This is a genomic window from Nocardia sp. N2S4-5 (assembly GCF_044628355.1).
Lineage (GTDB): Bacteria > Actinomycetota > Actinomycetes > Mycobacteriales > Mycobacteriaceae > Nocardia > Nocardia wallacei_B.
Map to the genome: position 1 here is coordinate 3,492,190 of NZ_JBIUPM010000001.1, position 16,962 is coordinate 3,509,151.

General features: G+C 69.4%; 17 protein-coding genes. 6 read left to right on the forward strand and 11 right to left on the reverse strand.

Going from position 1 to position 16,962, the window contains the following annotated elements; genetic code table 11:
- Positions 1-42 precede the first annotated feature (42 nt).
- The 3 genes from ACFMRZ_RS15860 to ACFMRZ_RS15870 are packed head-to-tail and all read left to right on the forward strand — an operon-like array spanning position 43 to position 903.
- Positions 43-360 (forward strand): hypothetical protein, encoded by a 318-nt coding sequence (locus tag ACFMRZ_RS15860; RefSeq protein ID WP_400179766.1) that lies wholly within the window; start codon positions 43-45, stop codon positions 358-360.
- Entirely contained in the window at positions 357-641 is a 285-nt protein-coding gene (locus ACFMRZ_RS15865; protein ID WP_400179767.1) for a hypothetical protein, read from the forward strand. The genes ACFMRZ_RS15860 and ACFMRZ_RS15865 overlap by 4 nt, the downstream gene beginning before the upstream one ends.
- 7 nt (positions 642-648) lie before the next feature.
- The gene (locus tag ACFMRZ_RS15870) at positions 649-903 is read left to right on the forward strand and encodes a hypothetical protein (protein ID WP_400179768.1); all 255 of its coding nucleotides are present in this window, start codon (positions 649-651) and stop codon (positions 901-903) included.
- 112 nt (positions 904-1,015) lie between these two features.
- Here the strand turns inward: ACFMRZ_RS15870 and ACFMRZ_RS15875 are convergent, their stop codons facing one another.
- The 5 genes from ACFMRZ_RS15875 to ACFMRZ_RS15895 all read right to left on the reverse strand — a co-directional run bounded on the left by ACFMRZ_RS15875 (position 1,016) and on the right by ACFMRZ_RS15895 (position 6,759).
- Complete coding sequence (locus ACFMRZ_RS15875; RefSeq protein ID WP_400179769.1) at positions 1,016-1,438, reverse strand: VOC family protein; 423 nt, start codon at positions 1,436-1,438, stop codon at positions 1,016-1,018.
- Between the two features lie 90 nt (positions 1,439-1,528).
- Positions 1,529-3,322 (reverse strand): AMP-dependent synthetase/ligase, encoded by a 1,794-nt coding sequence (locus tag ACFMRZ_RS15880; RefSeq protein ID WP_400179770.1) that lies wholly within the window; start codon positions 3,320-3,322, stop codon positions 1,529-1,531.
- Positions 3,323-3,429: 107 nt separating this feature from the next.
- Positions 3,430-4,368 carry an alpha/beta hydrolase gene (locus tag ACFMRZ_RS15885; protein WP_400179771.1) on the reverse strand — a complete coding sequence of 313 codons (939 nt, stop codon included), beginning with the start codon at positions 4,366-4,368 and terminating at the stop codon, positions 3,430-3,432.
- Positions 4,369-4,387: 19 nt separating this feature from the next.
- Positions 4,388-5,218, reverse strand: coding sequence for an SDR family oxidoreductase (locus ACFMRZ_RS15890; RefSeq protein WP_280270863.1), 831 nt, complete (start codon positions 5,216-5,218; stop codon positions 4,388-4,390).
- On the reverse strand, positions 5,215-6,759 hold the full coding sequence (locus ACFMRZ_RS15895; protein WP_400179772.1) for a flavin-containing monooxygenase: 1,545 nt from the start codon (positions 6,757-6,759) through the stop codon (positions 5,215-5,217). Before ACFMRZ_RS15895 ends, ACFMRZ_RS15890 begins: the two co-directional genes overlap by 4 nt.
- A 68-nt stretch (positions 6,760-6,827) precedes the next feature.
- Between ACFMRZ_RS15895 and ACFMRZ_RS15900 the strand changes: the two genes are divergently transcribed.
- The gene (locus tag ACFMRZ_RS15900; RefSeq protein WP_400179773.1) at positions 6,828-7,454 is read left to right on the forward strand and encodes a TetR/AcrR family transcriptional regulator; all 627 of its coding nucleotides are present in this window, start codon (positions 6,828-6,830) and stop codon (positions 7,452-7,454) included.
- A gap of 17 nt (positions 7,455-7,471) precedes the next feature.
- On the opposite strand, the gene ACFMRZ_RS15905 is transcribed toward ACFMRZ_RS15900, so the two are convergent.
- The 6 genes from ACFMRZ_RS15905 to ACFMRZ_RS15930 all read right to left on the reverse strand — a co-directional run bounded on the left by ACFMRZ_RS15905 (position 7,472) and on the right by ACFMRZ_RS15930 (position 14,657).
- Positions 7,472-8,188, reverse strand: coding sequence for a hypothetical protein (locus tag ACFMRZ_RS15905; RefSeq protein ID WP_400179774.1), 717 nt, complete (start codon positions 8,186-8,188; stop codon positions 7,472-7,474).
- A gap of 115 nt (positions 8,189-8,303) precedes the next feature.
- Complete coding sequence (locus ACFMRZ_RS15910; protein WP_400179775.1) at positions 8,304-9,869, reverse strand: MFS transporter; 1,566 nt, start codon at positions 9,867-9,869, stop codon at positions 8,304-8,306.
- 16 nt (positions 9,870-9,885) lie between these two features.
- Positions 9,886-10,452: a hypothetical protein gene (locus ACFMRZ_RS15915; protein ID WP_400179776.1), complete on the reverse strand. Its 567-nt coding sequence runs from the start codon at positions 10,450-10,452 to the stop codon at positions 9,886-9,888.
- A 90-nt stretch (positions 10,453-10,542) separates the two neighbouring features.
- Positions 10,543-12,543: a phosphatase PAP2 family protein gene (locus tag ACFMRZ_RS15920; RefSeq protein WP_400179777.1), complete on the reverse strand. Its 2,001-nt coding sequence runs from the start codon at positions 12,541-12,543 to the stop codon at positions 10,543-10,545.
- Between the two features lie 74 nt (positions 12,544-12,617).
- The gene (locus tag ACFMRZ_RS15925) at positions 12,618-13,586 is read right to left on the reverse strand and encodes a DMT family transporter (protein WP_280270856.1); all 969 of its coding nucleotides are present in this window, start codon (positions 13,584-13,586) and stop codon (positions 12,618-12,620) included.
- Between the two features lie 87 nt (positions 13,587-13,673).
- On the reverse strand, positions 13,674-14,657 hold the full coding sequence (locus tag ACFMRZ_RS15930; RefSeq protein WP_400179778.1) for a glycine betaine ABC transporter substrate-binding protein: 984 nt from the start codon (positions 14,655-14,657) through the stop codon (positions 13,674-13,676).
- Between the two features lie 143 nt (positions 14,658-14,800).
- Here ACFMRZ_RS15930 and ACFMRZ_RS15935 point away from each other — a divergent pair, with 143 nt between their 5' ends.
- Together ACFMRZ_RS15935 and ACFMRZ_RS15940 are read left to right on the forward strand one after the other, a co-directional pair.
- Positions 14,801-15,787, forward strand: a complete 987-nt coding sequence (locus ACFMRZ_RS15935; RefSeq protein ID WP_400179779.1) for an ABC transporter substrate-binding protein — start codon at positions 14,801-14,803, stop codon at positions 15,785-15,787.
- An 8-nt stretch (positions 15,788-15,795) separates the two neighbouring features.
- Positions 15,796-16,947: an ATP-binding cassette domain-containing protein gene (locus tag ACFMRZ_RS15940; RefSeq protein ID WP_400179780.1), complete on the forward strand. Its 1,152-nt coding sequence runs from the start codon at positions 15,796-15,798 to the stop codon at positions 16,945-16,947.
- The last annotated feature ends 15 nt before the right edge of the window (positions 16,948-16,962 follow it).

Here is a 16,962-nt window from a genome sequence, read left to right on the forward strand (position 1 = left end):
AACACGGACGAGGAAGCGGGCGGAGCACAGCGAGATGACGCAGTGATATGGAATCCACCGATCGCGCTCGGGTGGATCGACCTGACCGTGAGCCTCGCGCCGGAATGGGACACGGCACAGGTGCGGCGATTGGCGCGCCACCTGGGATATCGCGTTGTGTGGCCGCCGGACGTCGACCTGATCCCGTTAGTGGATCGAGTACGCGCCACCGAAGCCGACGCAGTGATCACCCCCGCACCCGCACATCTGGACGTGCTCTTGCTGCACGCGGTGATGAGCGCCGCGGATGTCGAAACCGTCGAGCCGCGTATAAGTTTCGCGCGCTGGTCGGTACTGCCGGGATGGGGGTGGAGCGGATGAGCGGCGCGTGGGGACCGCGGAAGGTCGGCCACATCGCGCCGCCGCAGACGTTGACCGCGCAAGCGCACTACTACGCCCAACTCGGCCGCTGCGAACGCCTGGGCGACTACGCCCAGGCGGCCGCGCTGCGCACAGTTGGACCACCCGCACCGGAACCGGCGGACGGGATCACGGGCGCACTGGCCTATTTCCGGTATCGCGCCGATCACGGCGACACTGCGGCCGCGAAATTCGTTCGGCAGCATACGTTCTCGGCTACAACCCCGGCCACATGGTGGTGAGTGCACCGTGTCCACCGACGTGCATCACACCGAATGCAATGGATTGCGGGTGACCTGGCGGCGCGACCCGACCCGCCAGCAGATCCTCGTAGTCGGCATAGACGCCATCAGCGATCGTTCGGCGGTGGTGACTCTCGCGCCGGGTGACCACCTGGACTTGGTGCAAGCGCGGCAGCGGTGGCCGCAGCTCGCGCCGTTGTGGAATGCGATACGGCACGACTTCTGGACCGGAGCGCTGACCGTGTGGACGGATAGCGCGTGAGCGGTTTATGGATCTCCGCCGTTCCGCGGCGAGGCTCCTCTGCCATACCGCCCGGGGGCCGAATGCGAGCGCTGTCCGCGACAACCGTCGTCGGACAGCGACTTCCACGCGACTACTCGGCGGCCGTGTAGCCCACCATCCACGGCACGGCGAACTTGTCGGTCGCCATGCCGAACAGCTCGGCCCACTCCGTCTTGCCGATCGGCATGGTCACCTCGCCGCCCGCCGACAGTTCCCGGAAGATGCGCTCGGCCTCCTCGCGGGTGTCGACCTCGAGCGAGACCGCGTAACCCGGGTTGGCGGTGTTGACCGTTTCTCCCGGCGGGGCGTCGGACGCCATGAGCAGGTGGTCGGTGCCGCGCAGCGGCAGGGCGGCGTGGGCGATCAGATTCTTCACCTCGTCGGGCAGATTGCCGCCGTCGCCCATCTCGCTGAAGCGGATGAGCTGTAGCTCGCCGCCCAGTACGGACCGGTAGAAGGTGAACGCCTCCTCGGCGTTGCCGTTGAAGATCAGATAAGGATTCACAGCCGTCACGGGTTGCCTCCTCGAATGAGAACGTGGCCGGACCGACGGCAGTGGCCGCCGTCCTAGGTAGGACGACGGCCACGCTCGGAATTCATCGGTTCAGCCGTTGTAGATGGCCTCCACGTCGGCCGCGTGGTTCTTCATGACCACGGCCCGCTTCAGTGACATCTTCGGCGTCAGCTCGCCGGTCTCCTGCGTCCAGTCGACCGGCAGGATGCGGATCTTCTTGATCTGCTCGGCATGCGACACCAGCTTGTTGGTGTCGGCGACCGCGGCGTCCACGTCGGCCTTCAGCTCCGGCAGCTCGATCAGCTTCTCGATCGTCAGATCGGCGGGCAGGCCCTTGCGCTCCTTCCAGCCCGGCAGCGCCTCCGGGTCGAGGGTCACCAGGGCCGCGATGAACGGCTTGCCGTCACCGACCACCATCACCTGGCTGATCAGCGGATGCGCCCGCAGCGAATCCTCCAGCAGGGCCGGGGACACGTTCTTGCCGCCGGCGGTGACGATGATTTCCTTCTTGCGGCCGGTGATGGTGATGAAACCGTCGGCGTCCAGCGCGCCCAGGTCGCCGGTCTTGAACCAGCCGTCGGCGAAGGCGTCCTCGGTCGCGGTCGGGTTGTTCCAGTAGCCGCCGAATACGACCGGTCCGCGCAGCAACAGCTCGCCGTCCTCGGCGATCTTGGCCGCGTGCCCGGGCAGCGGGCGGCCGACCGAGCCGATGCGGACATGCTCGGGGGTGTTCACCGACACCGCCGCGGTGCTCTCGGTGAGGCCGTAGCCCTCGTAGATGATGACGCCCGCGCCGCGGAAGAAGTGCCCGAGCCGTGCGCCCAGCGGACCGCCGCCGGAGACCGCGGTCTCGCAGCGCCCGCCCATCGCCTCGCGCAGCTTGCCGTACACCAGCTTGTCGAAGACGGCGTGCTTGAGCTTGAGACCCAGTCCGGCGCCGCCCTTTTCCTGCGCCTCGCTGTAGGCGATGGCCGTCTCGGCGGCGGCGTCGAAGATCTTGCCCTTGCCACCGTCGTGCGCCTTCTGCTTGGCGCCGTTGAAGACCTTCTCGAACACGCGCGGCACCGACAGGATGAAGTCGGGCTTGTACTGGCCGAACTGCTCGACCAGCGTCGACCAGTCGGCGGTGTGCGCGACGGTGACCCCGGCGTCGAACGCGGCGAGCGCCACCGCGCGGGCGAAGACGTGCGCCAGCGGCAGGAACAGCAGCGAGCGGCGGCCCGGCCGCAGGAATTCCTGCATCGCCGACCGGTCGGCGGCCGACTCGGCGTAGAGGTTCGCGTGCGAGAGCATGACGCCCTTGGGACGGCCGGTGGTGCCGGAGGTGTAGATCAGCGTCGCCGGAGAGGCCGCCTTCACCTGCGCGCGCCGGTCGTGCACGACCTGGTCGTCGAGATCCTTGCCGCGGGCGATCAGGGCATCGATCGCGCCGTCGTCCAGTTGCAGCACCTCGCGCAGTTCCGGCAGACCGGACTCGATCTCGGTGATGGTGGCGCGGTGCGCGGCCTTCTCGACCACGAGCAGCTTGGTCGCCGAATCCGCCAGGATCCAGCGGGCCTGCTCGGCCGAGGAGCTGTCGTAGATGGCGACGGTGCAGCCGCCGGCGGCCCAGATGGCGAAGTCCAGCACGACCCACTCGTACTGCGTGGACGCCAGGATGCCGACCCGGTCGCCCAGTTCGATCCCGGCGGCGACCAGGCCCTTTGCCACGGCCGTGACGGCCTCGGCGAACTCGGCCGCGGTCACATCGGTCCACCCGCCCTGACCGTCGGGCCGGTTGAACACCACCAGTCCCGGTGTGCGTGCGGCATGCCGGAACGCGCCGTCGGACATATTGGCGTCCTCGGGGATGGTGTAGGTCGCCGGGACCTCGAACTCTCGCATCGGTGCCCTTCCACGTGGTTTACTCACCGGTAATTTACGCCACTCGGGACGGCCGCACCCGCCCGCCTCCCCGCCGCGTGCGCGCGAGCCGGTAGACCGCCCGAGTTCTATCCTATGGACCGTGTTTGCGCTGCTCGCAGCGATTCGCCGAGGAAACCGGCCAGCTCGCGCGTCGCCGCCGCGGCGGGTCCGACCAGCGAGGCCTGCAGTTGCGCGACGTGCCACAGCCCGCGAGTGACGCTGAACCGGGTCGGCACGCCCACCCGCTCCAACGCCGCCACCAGCCGCACGCACTGCTCGTGCAGCAGTTCGCCCGCGTCGACCTGGATGTAGGTCGGCGGCAGGCCGCGCAGGTCGCCCAACAGCGGCGCGTAGCCGGGATCGAGGCCGTCGGCGTCGCCCCGATAGGCGGCGGCGCAGGCGCGCGACCACGCCTTGTTGATGACCAGATCCCGCGCACGGTCGGGGACCTGATTGGGATCGGCCCACGGCGCGATCAGGCCCAGCGCCGCGGGAGCGATGCCGTGCTCGTCGCGCAACCGCAGCGCGAGCGCCAGCGACAGCCCGCCGCCGGCCGAATCACCGGACACCGCAATGTCTTCCGGCCGCAGCCCGGACGACACCAACTCCAGGAAAGCCGCCTCGGCATCGTCGAGGGCGGCCGGGTACGGATGCTCGGGCGCCAGCCGGTACTCCGGTACGTAGACCGGGCACCGCAGGTCCCGCGCCAGGTGCGCCACCAGCGAACGGTGCGTCGCCGCCGACCCGACGGTGTAGCCGCCGCCGTGCAGGTACAGCACCGCCACCGGCCGCGCGCCGGGAGCGGTCGCCGTGGTCTCGTCCGCCGCGACGGTGACCCGCTCGGTCGGACGTCCGCCCAGGGTCATCCGGTGCACCCGAGTGCCACCGGGCAGCACCTGCAGGACCGACCCGGCATCCAGCAGCGCCCGCTGCAACTGCCAGGGCAGACGGTGGTGCATGGAGTAGCGGAAAACCGGATGCAGTACCGCGCGGGCGATCGGCAGCGGCAGCGAAACAGCAGGCATAGCAGGAACTTTCATGCGATCAGGGGAGGAACCGGCTGTTCACCAGGTTCGCGATGCGCTGGTAGTAGGAACCCGTGGTACGGACGAACAGATCCAGCGCCTTGGCCTCCCAGCCGATCAGCACCCGGCCGTGGCCCTTGCGCACGCCCTCGGTGATGGTCTGCGCGGCCATCTCCGGGGAGTGCATCGCCAGCTTCTTGTCGAAGAACGAGGCGAACTGTTTCGCGTCGATGCCCTCGGCGTAGGTCGCGTTGCGCGCCACCGCGGTCTTGATGCCGCCGGGGTGCACGCAGGTGACCTTGACCGGATGACGGCGGGCCAGCATCTCTTGGCGCAGTGACTCGGTGAAGCCGCGCACCGCGAATTTCGCCGCGTTGTAAGCACTCTGGCCCGGCACCGCGATCAGCCCGAACAGGCTGGACACGTTCACCACGTGCCCCTCGCCCGACTCGATCAACAGCGGCAGGAATGCCTTGGTGCCGTTGACAACTCCCCAGAAATCGACATCCATGATGCGCTCGATGTCCTTGAACTGGGAGTCGGCCACCTCGCCGTGGAAGGCGATGCCGGCGTTGTTGTACACCTGATGCACCACGCCGAAGTGCTTCTTCACCTCGTCGGCGTACAGCAGTACGGCCTCGCGCTCGGCGACGTTGAGCCGGTCGGACTTCACCTGCGCGCCCAAAGCCTCACAGCGCCGGACGGTTTCGGCGAGCCCGTCGTTATCGATGTCGGACAGCGCGAGTTTCGCGCCGCGGCGGGCCAGGTTCTCGGCCAGGGCGCGGCCGATACCCGACCCCGCGCCAGTGATCACACAAACCTTGCCCCGGAAGTAAGCGTCATTGCTCACGATGTAGCCACCACTTTCAGATCGGACCGAGCGGCCCCGTCGGCATTCCTGGAGGTGTCGTACGCCGACACGTCGAACTTTTCCAGCAGTTTACGGAAGCGGAAGGTGAAATCCGGCCACAGCGTGGTGTTGTTGCCGTGCTTGTCCAAGTACCAGCTGGCGCAGCCGCCGGTGTTCCAGACGCTGCCGACCAGCTTGCCCTGCAGCTCCCGATTGAACTTGTCCTGCACGTCCTTTCGCACCTCGACCGTGCGCAGGCCCAGCCGCTCGACGGTGGCGATCGCGTCGGCGACGTAGGCGATCTGCGACTCGATCATGTACACCATCGAGGTGTGGCCCAGGCCCACGTTCGGGCCGAGCAGGAAGAACATGTTGGGGAAGTTGGCGATCGCCGCACCCTTGTAACCCTGCTGGCCGGAGGTGTCGAAGACCTCGGCGAGCGTGCGGCCGTCGCGACCGGCGACGACCTCGTAGGCGGGCGAGTCGGTGACGTGGAAGCCCGTCGCCACGACCAGCGCGTCGATCTCGCGCTCGGTGCCGTCGGTGGTGACGATCGAGCCCGCGCGGATCTCCTCGATGCCGTCGGTGACCAGGTCGACGTTGTCGCGGCCCAGCGCCGGGTAGTACTCGTTGGAGATCAGCATGCGCTTGCAGCCGATCCGGAAGTTCGGGGTGACCTTGCGGCGCAGCTCCGGGTCGCGGACCTCGTAGGCCAGCTTGGCCCGCGCGATCCCCTCCAGCACCCGCATCGCGGGCGGGAACTTGGCCAGGCCGACCACCTGGGTTTCGCGCGCGGCGTAGATGGCGGCCCGCGAGAGCTTCTGCACGCCCGGCACATGCTTGAACGCCAGTCGCTCGGGCAGCGTGTACGGGCGGTCGATGCGCGGCAGCAGCCACGGCGCGGTGCGCTGGTAGACGTCCAGGTGCGCGACCTGCCGCGCGATCGCGGGCACGATCTGGATCGCCGAGGCGCCGGTGCCGATCACCGCGACCCGCTTGCCGGTCAGGTCGGCGTCGTGGTCCCAGCGCGCGGAGTGGAAGATCTTGCCCTGAAAGTCGTTGATGCCCTTGATATCCGGCAGGTTCGGCTCGCACAGCGCGCCGACCGCGGAGACCAGGATGTCGGCGGTGAAGGCGCCCTTGGAGGTCTGCACCTCCCAGCGCGCGTCGGCGTCGTTCCAGCGGGCGCCGGTCATATCGCAGTCGAAGAGGTGCTTGTCCCGCACGCCGTAGCGGTCCGCGACGCTCCGGATGTAGCGCTGGATCTCCGGCTGCTTGGAGAACGAGCGCGACCACTCCGGGTTCAGCGCGAAGGAGTAGGAGTACAGCTGCGACGGCACATCGCAGGCCGCGCCCGGATAGGTGTTGTCGCGCCAGGTGCCACCGACATCGCTGCCACGCTCGATCACCAGGTAGTCGTCGCGACCCTGCTGGCTGAGCCGGATCGCCAAGCCCAGACCCGAGAACCCGCTGCCGACGATCAGAACGTGTACATGACGGGCGGTCCGGTCGACGCCTTTGTCTGTAACCTTGCGACTCATGTACCCGAGCGTAAGGGGTTATTGAGCAGGAGTCAACAGTATTGACTCACGTTCAGTAGGATGGTGCCGTGAGCAGAGGACCTGGTGAGAACGGCAAGCGGGTACGCCTGAGCCCGGACGAGCGCCGGGAGCAGCTGATCGCGCTGGGTGTGAAGATGCTCGCCGACCGTGCCCTCGAGGACATCGCCATCGGCGACATCGCCGAGCGGGCCGGCATCTCGCGGGGCCTGCTGTTCCACTACTTCCCGTCCAAGCAGGACTTCCATCTCGCGATCGCGCGGCGCGCCAACGCCGAACTGCTGTCGCGCACCGCACCCGATCCCGACCTGCCGCTGTTCGAGATGCTGCGCGACGCGGTGCAGCGCTACGTCGACTACGTGAGCGAGAACCGCACCTCGTACCTCGCCCTGCTGCGCGGCCCGGCCAGCTCCAGCCCGGAGTTGATGGCGCTGGTCGACCAGACGCGCGGCGCCATCGTCGATCGCATCCTGGGCGAGGCGCCGATCCCGATCGAGGATCCGGATCAGCCGCGGCTGCGGCTGGCGGTGCGCGGCTGGGTCGCCTTCGTGGAGGAGACGACGCTGAGCTGGCTGCGCCACGACACCATCACCCGCGACCAGCTGATCGACATGCTGGTCGAATCGCTGCCGGCGCTGGCGCTCAATCCGCTGTTGACCGAGGCACTGCGCCCCTGATCACGCTGCGCCCCTGATCATTTGGGGGCGACGTACCAGCGGAAATCGTCCGAGCCGTCGGGGCCGCGGCGGCGGATCATGTCACCGAGCCGCACGGCCGGCTGCACGAGGGTGAAGTCGGCGCCCGTACCGACCACGATGCCGACGAACAACCCCATGCCGTAGCTGGTCGGGCTGTAGACGATGCCGCCGGAATCGCCGTGGTCGACGGTGAAGGTGGTGCGCATGTGGGTGTCGGCGATATTGCTGATGGTGCCGCAGGTGGTTCCGGTGCGCGTGCCCTCCTTGCACACCCGCTGACCCACCGCCGGATCGCTGTCGACCGCGGCGATCGCCACCTCGTCGGTCTTGGCCGAGACGACGACATTGTCGGCCAGCCGCACCATGGCGAAGCCGAGGTTGTCCACGTCGCCGTCGGGCACGCCCTGCTCGTAGGCGCCGATGCGGTGGCCGTCCTCGTCGCGCACCTGCGCCCCGGACTCGAAGCAGTGGCCCGCGGTGATCGCGTACTTGACGTCGCCGATATGACCGAGCAGCCCGACCGAACACACCTGACCCGAGGTCTTGATGGCCATGCCCGGATAGATCCGCACCTGTCCGGCGGCGCTCGCGGGCGTCGCCACGGTGCCCGCTGCCAACAGCAACGCGCTGATCAGCAGCAGAATCCGGCCCGGCCCGCGCAGGCGGGGGACACGTCGCAACAACGAGGTCTGGGGACGACCGAGGGGTGGCATGGCGGCTCCGAAAATGACAGCGAGGCTTCAACATTAAGCCCACCGCGCGCGAAGCACCAGAATTGGGCACATCGACGCCACCGGACCGCGCGTGGCGCCGGTGCCGCGGGGGTGTTCAGCTCTCGTACTCGTACCCCGACCGGTCCCCCGCACGATACGCCGACAGCACCGTCAGCAGGGCAGCAACCAGAATCATAACGCCCGAAACCAGCAGGGCCACATCCAATCCGCGATGGAAGGCGGCGTAGGTGGCGTGGATGACCTGATCGACGATCGGGCCGTACGCCGCCGACGCGGACGGATCGCCGCCCTCCGGCACGTTGCCGGTCTTGATCGCGTCGATCACGATCGCCTGGAAGTTCGCCGGTATGTCCAGTTCGTTCAGCCGCCGCACCAGATCGTCGTCGAGGAACGAGTTGACCAGCGAGCCCAGCGCCGCGACGCCGACCACCGCGCCGACCTGGCGCATGGTGTTGGTCGCGGCGGCGGCCATGCCCGAGTGCTCGGCGGGCACCCCGGACAGCACCGCGGACGTCAGCGGGACCACGGCGATGCCGAAGCCCAGCCCGGCGACCATCAGCGCCAGCGCGAGCGGGGTGAATTCCACTGTGACGCCCAGGCATTCACGGGCCAGCTGGATGCCCGCGGCGCCGAGCACGCAGCCGGTGACCATCGGGGCGCGCGATCCGCGCAGCGCCACCCAGAACCCGGCGAGCAGCGAACCCAGGATGATCGCGACGGCCATCGGGGCGAACAGGGCGGCGGTGCGCCAACCCGAGTAGCCGATGACCTCCTGCAGGTACAGCGCGGTGAAGAAGAAGATCGAGAAGATGCCGAAGTACACGGCGAACGCCACGATCAGCGCGCTGCGCACCATCGGCAATCGCAGATAGCGGAAATCGAACATCGGGTTGCGCGCACGCGTTTCGACCACCAGGAACCCGAGGAACGCGACGCCGCCAAGCACGAACAGCGCGATCACCGAGGGCGCGGCGTAGCCCACCTCCTCCCCCGAGATGCCCGCGTAGATGACGCAGCCGAGAAACGTCGCGCCCAGGACGAATCCGGCCCAGTCGACCGGTCCCGGTTGCGGGTCGGCGCTCTCCGGCACGTACCGGAGCGCGGCCGCCAGCACGAGGACGCCGACGATCAGGTTGAACCAGAAGATCGATTGCCAGCCGAACGCGCCGACGAGCAGCCCGCCGATCACCGGCCCGGCCGCCAGCGCCAGCCCGGACACCGCCGCCCACGCGCCCAGCGCCTTGGCGCGAGCGCCGCGGTCGGGATAGATGTGGCGCAGCACCGAGAGCGTGCCGGGCTCCGAGGCAGCCGCACCCAACCCCATCACCCCGCGCCCGGCGATCAGCACGGCCACACTGGTCGCGGTCGCCGACAGCACCGAGCCGACACAGAACACCACCAGGCCCGCCACCATCACGCGCTTGCGCCCCCACCGATCCCCGAGCGTGCCGGCGGTCAGCATCAAACTCGCGAACACCAGCGTGTACGCGTTGACCACCCACTGCAACGACACCACGCCCGCGTGCAGATCGGACTGAATATCGCCGAGGGTCACACTGACGATGGTGGTATCGAGAAACGTCACGAACAGCACCGCGGTAACGGTCGCCAACGCGACATTCGGACGCGCCGCGCGAGTCGAGGCACTCGGTGCGGTCATATGCCCTCCCGCCCGGTCAGTTGCCCGGCACCACAACGGAAGAGGAGACAGACGGCCCTGCGGTGGGTGCGGCCGGGGCGGGCGCGCCGGGGGTGGGCTGTGCGGTAGTGGCGCAGACCGGGGGTGGGTTGCCCTGCAAGGTCAATAGGGCGCAGAAGGTGGCAGCGGTGACCTTCCATGTGCCGTCCTGGTAGACCGCCGAGCCCGGTTGGTTCGCCAGGGCCGGTTTGCCGCCCATCAGGATGGTGTAGGTGACGTCGGCATGGTCGGTGCCGGTGCTGGCCACGCCGGAGACGGTCGCGGCGGTGGACTTGGACATCGGCGAATCGGCCTGGGCGTTGATCGTGTCGGCGAACGCCTTGCCGTTCTCCAGCACCGCCATCTTCTGCTCGGCGTCGGTGCCGCCGTCGAAGAAGCGCTCGTAGCTGCGGGTGACCGCCTCGGTCACCGAGGGTGGGCCGGTGGTTGCGGCGGCGTCGGACTCGTCGTCGGAGCCGCCGCAGGCCGTGACGGCCGGCAGGATGGTCAGCGCGCAGGCGGCGAGCAACGCCGCGGTTCGGGTGCACATGTCCCGGTCGAACATGCCCCGCCTCCCTCGATGGGTCGGTTGGACGGCGCTGCCGGGCCTGTCGACCCGTCGCAACGCCGCGACGGCTTGATCAGTCGGCTCAGACTACTCGCCGGAAGGTACCGGAGGGCGCGGATCGGCGACCACGGCGGGCGTGTCCAATTCGGCCAGCACCCTGGGCAACTCGGCGGCGAAGACCGCCGGATCCAGCAGCGCCGGATCGGCCGACACACCGATCCCCAGCACCCCGCGCCAACTCAGCACGCCCGCCACCAGCGGCACGCCCGGCGCCGGCGGCAGGATGGGGAACACCTGGGCGATCGGCAGACCCGCGAAGGTCATCTCCCCCTCGGGCCCGGCCATGTTCGACACGATGGCGTGAAAGAACCCGCCGCCGTACACATTACGGGCGAACCAGCCGACCACCGGTTCCGGCAGCAGCCGCAGTCCGGTGCCCATGACGAAATGCGAAGCCAGCGCCCGGGTTCCGCTGTGCAGGCGGGAACTGCGGGCCCGGATGTCGTCCAGCAGGTCGGCGGGAGCGGCGGGGGCGAACGGCACGTCGGTCATGACCGCGGCGGTGAGGTTGCCCTCGGCCGCCGACGACGGCTCGCGGACCATCAGCGGCACCGCCACCCGCAGCCGATCCCGCAGCGGTCCCGCCCACTCCGGCCGCATCCGCTGCAGGGTGCAGACCATGACGGTGAGCAGCACGTCGGTGACCCGCGTCCGCCGCGAACGCGCCACCGCCCGAACGGTTTCCAGGTCCAGCCCGACCACGGCGAAGGTGCGGTGGGTGGACCCGGCGGGCAGCCGCCCGGCGGGACGCGCGTCGGTCGCGAGCTGAGCGAACCCGGTCGCGGTCGCCACCGCGGTCGCGGCCCGGCCGGGCCCGCGCCGGTCACCGACGGTCAGATCGACCCGGGGCCGCAACAGGTGCAGCGCCTGCACCACCGTCCCGACGCCGTCCGCGACGGTGTGATGCAGCAGCAGTACCACGCCCACCACCCCGACCGTCCCGTCCCGCACCAGCACCAGCCGCCACAGCGGCCGATCGCGCGGCAGCGGCTCGGCCGCCAGCTCGGTGACCAGCAAGGCGATATCCGCGGTCCACGGCGTGCCGTCGGCGCCCGGCGCCACGGCGGTATCGACGACCCGCTCGGTGACATGCCAGTCCCAGTCGATCTCCGAGTCGACCCAGCGCGCGCGGCGGAACCGACCGGCGAGCCGCAGCCGCTGGCGGAAGCGCGGCAGGTGCGCGAGTTCGCCCCGGACCAGCGCCCGAATCTCCTCGACGCGCGGACCGCCGTCCGGGCGGGGGTCCAGCACCACCATGCCGCCGACCTGCTGCGGTAGCCCGGCGTCCTCGATGTGCAGGAAGAAGGCGTCGGCGGGCGGCACCACGGGCGGCCGGGCGTACCAGCGGTCGACCAGCGCGATGCTCGCCGCCACGAACACCGCCGCGATGACGGCGTCGACCACGAAGTGGTTCGCGGTCGCGACGATGACATACACCGTGATCAGCACATGCAGCGCGCTGAGCAGCTGCACCACCAGGCCGCCGGCGATCCGGGCCAGCACCACGCTCACCCACAGGGCCCACCCCACGTGCAACGACGGCACCGCCGCCAGTTGATTGCTGCCGTCGACCATCGGAGTCCCCCACGAACCCCAGGTATCCCCCGCGACAACGGTATCGACGAAGCCCAGATCCGGCAGCAGCCGCGGCGGCGTCACCGGATAGACCGCGAAACAAGCGATGGCGAGCACATTCAACAGCAGAAACGAGTCGCGGGCCTGGGGATAGTCGGCAGGTCTGCGGAAATACATCCAGAACAGCAGCACGAACGCGGTGACGATGTAGGTGAAGGCGTATTCGTAGTTCGCGATGGTGGCGAGTCCCTCGTGCGCGGCCAGCCACCGATTCAGCGAGAGTTCCACATCCAGATGCGACCACTGCTCGAGATCGAACAGCGAGCGCGCGTGCCGATCGGCCGCGACTCGCCGCTCCGGGCTGTGCAGCGTATCGACCAGCAGATACAGCCCGAACACGACCAGCCCGACCGCGATGTCACGCCACAGGACGGGCCGCGATGGATTGCCCACGTCAACCGTAATAACACAGCCGACACGGCTCGATGAGATCTCTTGGCAGGCCGATTATCGGCGCGTCGCGCTTTTCAGCGGCCGCCCTCGCCCGCTTTCCCGCCGTCCGGGCAATCGCCTACGCCGTCCGAACGCAGCGCGTATTCGTCCTCCGGGGACGCTTCGGTGTTGTCGTAGAAGGCCTGCGCCAGCGGGGAATGCGCGAGCCCCGCGATCCCCCAGGCCATCAGCGCGCCGGCGATCGCGATTCCGGCCAGCGCGCCGGGATCGAGGGGAATCGTGACCTGGAAGGCCAGAATGCCGACGACGTAGCTGGTCACCGGATTGGTGACGCTCATCGCCGCGATCGCCCAGGGCAGCGGTCCCGCGGCGAACGCGGCCTGTTCCAGCAGCAGGCCGCTCAGTGTGGACAGCGCCAGCAGATATCCCGGCCAATCCACCGCGGTCGCCGGAATTCCGCGATGCAGCAGGTCGTCGGTGGTGAGCTTCATGAATACCGCGCTCATCGCGAAGCAGATGCCCGCGGCGACGGCGACCAGATTGGCCGCGACGCGGATCGAGCAGCGGGTGCTGGCCGCGGCCAGCAGCACGACCAGTCCGGCCGCCGAGACCGTCGCCAGCAGCACGCGCGACCGTTCCGGCTCCCCCGACAGCGGTGCGGCGCCCTCCACGCTGAACAGCACCGCCAGCCCCGCGCACACCAGCAGCGCGTAGAGCAGGTCCCGGGGCAGCGGCCGTCGCTGCCGTCCGGCCGCCTCCAGCGGCACCGCGAACAGCAGCTGGGTCGACATCAGGGGTTGTACGGCGGCGACCGAGCCGACCTGCAGCGCCGCGGCCTGGGTGAGAAATCCGGCGAGGTTCGTCAGCCAGCCCCGCAGCCAGGTCCGGCTCCGCACCAGGCGGCGCATCAGCATCGACAGACCCGGGACCCGCGCGGCCCGCGGCTGCTCCGCCACCACCTCGCGGGCCGCTCGCTGCTGCAGGAACCCGGCCGTGGCGAACAGGAACGCGGCCAGCACTCCCAGTACAACTACCAAGATCATGCGGACCCCCGGATAGTCGGCGATCTCTCTCCGACTTTACGCCCGGCCCGGGACGCCGCCCCGGCACCGGCCCCGGGCGTGCCGCGCTCAGAGGTCGTGCGAGTCCAGCCAGGTGCGGGCCAGGTCGGCGGCCGCGGCGTGCTCGTCGCGCAGGCGCCGGACCAACTCGGTGAGGTCGTCGGTGGTGAGTTCCCCGGCGACCTTGTTGAGCTGTTTGATCTGACGCCCGCTGAGCGCGCCCTTGCGGAACAGCGGGAGGACGCTCCGAGCGCGGAAGGCGTAGTCGGGGTCGGCGATCGGCGCCAGCTCACCGGCGCCGCCGGGCAGCAGGACCGCCGGAGCGGTCAGCACACCGGCCTGAACCTGCCCGTCCCGCAACGCTTTCCGGAGTTCCGAGTCGCTCGGATAGACCGAGTAGTGCGTGATGTCGCAGCCGTAGACGGTGCGCAGCGGGTCGAGGATGTCGTGCCGCGGGTCGGGGGAACGGCGCAGCGGGTCCAGTTCGCTGCCGGTGGCGATGCCGACGGTCAGTTCGCCGCAGTACGGTGCCAGCTCCGCCAGCGAGTCGGGGAACCGCTGAGCGTGCTCGGGCGAGAATACGAAGGCCGGACGCAGATCGGTGCCGTCGGCGATATCGGACACCGCCAGGCCCTCGGGCAGCGCGCGGCTGACCGCGTCCGACACATCGGGGACGGGCTTCGCGCCGGGTGCGGGCGTCGTCGTGGTGGCGGCCGCGGCAGCGAGCTTGTCGGGCAGCCGCGCGCGTGAACCCGAGTCCAGGGCGCTCAGCAGGTCGCCGCTGTCGTCGCCGACCAGTTGCACCGTGCCGGCGTCGAGGGCGGCCAGATAGTCGCCGCGCTGCCCGAGCCGGGCGCGGGTGGCGGTGTGCGTGCCGCCGCGGGCCAGCGCCCCGGCGTAGATCTCGGAGATCAGTTCGGACTGAGCGGAATTCCCGGCGCCCACCGTGACCGCCACCTCGGAATCGCCGTCCGAACAGGAAACAACCAGCGTGGCGGCCACCACCGCGACCACCGCGCGGGCCGACATCCGCACCGATGCGGCCAACACCATCCGGCGACACCCACTCCCGATAGATAGTAAGAACGACACGCGGCTGACAGTATGGACAACCAGTGGGTGGCCGTCCGCAGACGAATCGTAGTCGGAGTGCGACGCCCCGCCCGCCAGCGCCCGGGCCGTCGGAAGGACCTGCAGTGAACTCCACCAACTCCCCCGTGCGACGCCGCCGCCCCGCACCGACCGCCGTGCGTTCGCTCGCGACGGCCGTCACGCTCGCCGCCGCGCTGGCGCTGTCGGCATGTGGCGGCGACAGTGATCCGCTGTCGAGCGGCTCCGGCGGCTGCGACGGCGACACCAACAAGATCACCATCGGCTCGGCCAATTTCCCGGAGTCCGAAACCGTCGCCAACGTGTACGCGGAGGCGTTGCGCGCCAACGGTTTCGCCATCGACACCAAGCTGAACATCGGCAGTCGGGAGGCCTACATCCCGGCGCTGCGAGACTGCTCGATCGGCCTGATTCCCGACTACACCGGCAATCTGCTGCAATATCTGGACAAGTCGGCCACCGCGACCGCCGCCGAGCAGGTGAACCAGGCGCTGACCACCGCACTCGGCGATCAGCTGGCGATGGGCGCCCCGGCCCCGGGCGAGGATTCCGACGCCGTGGTCGTCACCCGCGCCACCGCCGACAAGTGGAACTTGCAGACCATCGCCGACCTCGCTCCGCACGCGGCGGAGGTGAGTTTCGGTGCGCCGGCCGAATTCGCCGAACGTCCCGGCGGGCTGCCGGGGTTGAAGAACAACTACGGACTCGCCATCGCCGAGGACAAATTCGTCCCGATCGGTGACGGTGGCGGCCCGGCGACGGTGCGGGCGCTGACTTCCGGCCAGGTGACCGCGGCCGACATCTTCACCACCGCGCCCGCCATCAAGGAGAACAACCTCGTGGTCCTCGCGGACCCGAAGCACAACTTCCCCGCTCAGAACGTGGCGCCGGTGTTCAACGCGAAGAAGAAGTCCGACAAGGCGACGGCCGTGCTCGACGCGGTGTCGGCGAAACTGACCACCGCCGAACTGATTTCGCTCAACGAAGCGGTCTCCGGAACCACCAAGACCGAACCCGCGGCGGCCGCGAAGGCGTGGGTGGCCGCGCAGGGCCTGAACAAGCCGACCGGGTAGGGGCGCGCGTGGCCGACATCGAATTCCGCGGCGTCACCAAGACCTACCCGGACGGCACCACCGCCGTCACCGGCCTGGATCTGCGGATCGACGCCGGATCGTTCACAGTCTTCGTCGGGCCGTCCGGCTGCGGCAAGACCACCTCGATGCGGATGATCAACCGGATGATCACGCCCACCGCGGGCACGATAACCGTTGCGGGGGAAGATATTTCGACCGTGAACCCGGTGCGACTGCGCCTCGGCATCGGCTACGTGATCCAGAGCGGCGGACTGCTGCCGCACCGCACCGTGCTCGACAACGTCGCCACCGTCCCGGTGTTGCGCGGCCACACCCGCCGGGCCGCCCGCCGCGCCGCACTGGAGGTACTGGACCGCGTCGGTCTGGACCGCGTTCTCGCACAACGGTATCCGGCCCAACTGTCCGGTGGCCAGCAGCAGCGCGTCGGGGTGGCGCGCGCCCTGGCCGCCGATCCGCCGATCCTGCTGATGGACGAGCCGTTCAGCGCCGTCGATCCGGTGGTGCGCGAGGAGTTGCAGGCCGAAATGCAGCGCCTGCAGGCGGAACTGCACAAGACCATCGTCTTCGTCACCCACGATATCGACGAGGCGATCAAGCTGGGTGATCGTCTCGCGGTGTTCGGCCGCGGCGGCGTGCTGCAGCAGTACGACCGGCCCGAGCGCGTATTGTCCGAGCCCGCAACGGATTTCGTCGCCGACTTCGCCGGTCGCGACCGCGGCTACCGCGGGCTGTCGTTCCGCAGTGCCGACGATGTCGTGCTGCACGAGATCCGCACCGCCACCGCCGCGGAGGTGTCCGGGCTGCATCTGGAGGCGGGGGCGTGGGTGCTGGTGGTGGACGCCGCACGGCGGCCGCTGGGCTGGGTGGATGTCACCGGAGTCGAGGGTGTGCGCGCCGGTCGTGCCTTGGGCGAGAGCATGTCCGCGGGCGGGTCGCTGTTCCCGCCCGGCGGTGATCTGCGGCAGGCCCTGGACGCGGCGATCTCGTCACCGTCGGGAACCGGTGTGGCCGTGGACGAGTCGGGCGCGGTGACCGGCGGGCTGTTCGCCACCGAGATCATCGAACTGCTCGCGCGGCAGCGCGCGGGCGAGAACGCCGACCGCAACCGGCACTTCTTCGAGACCGAGGACGCGCGGTGACCAGCCGGACGTTCT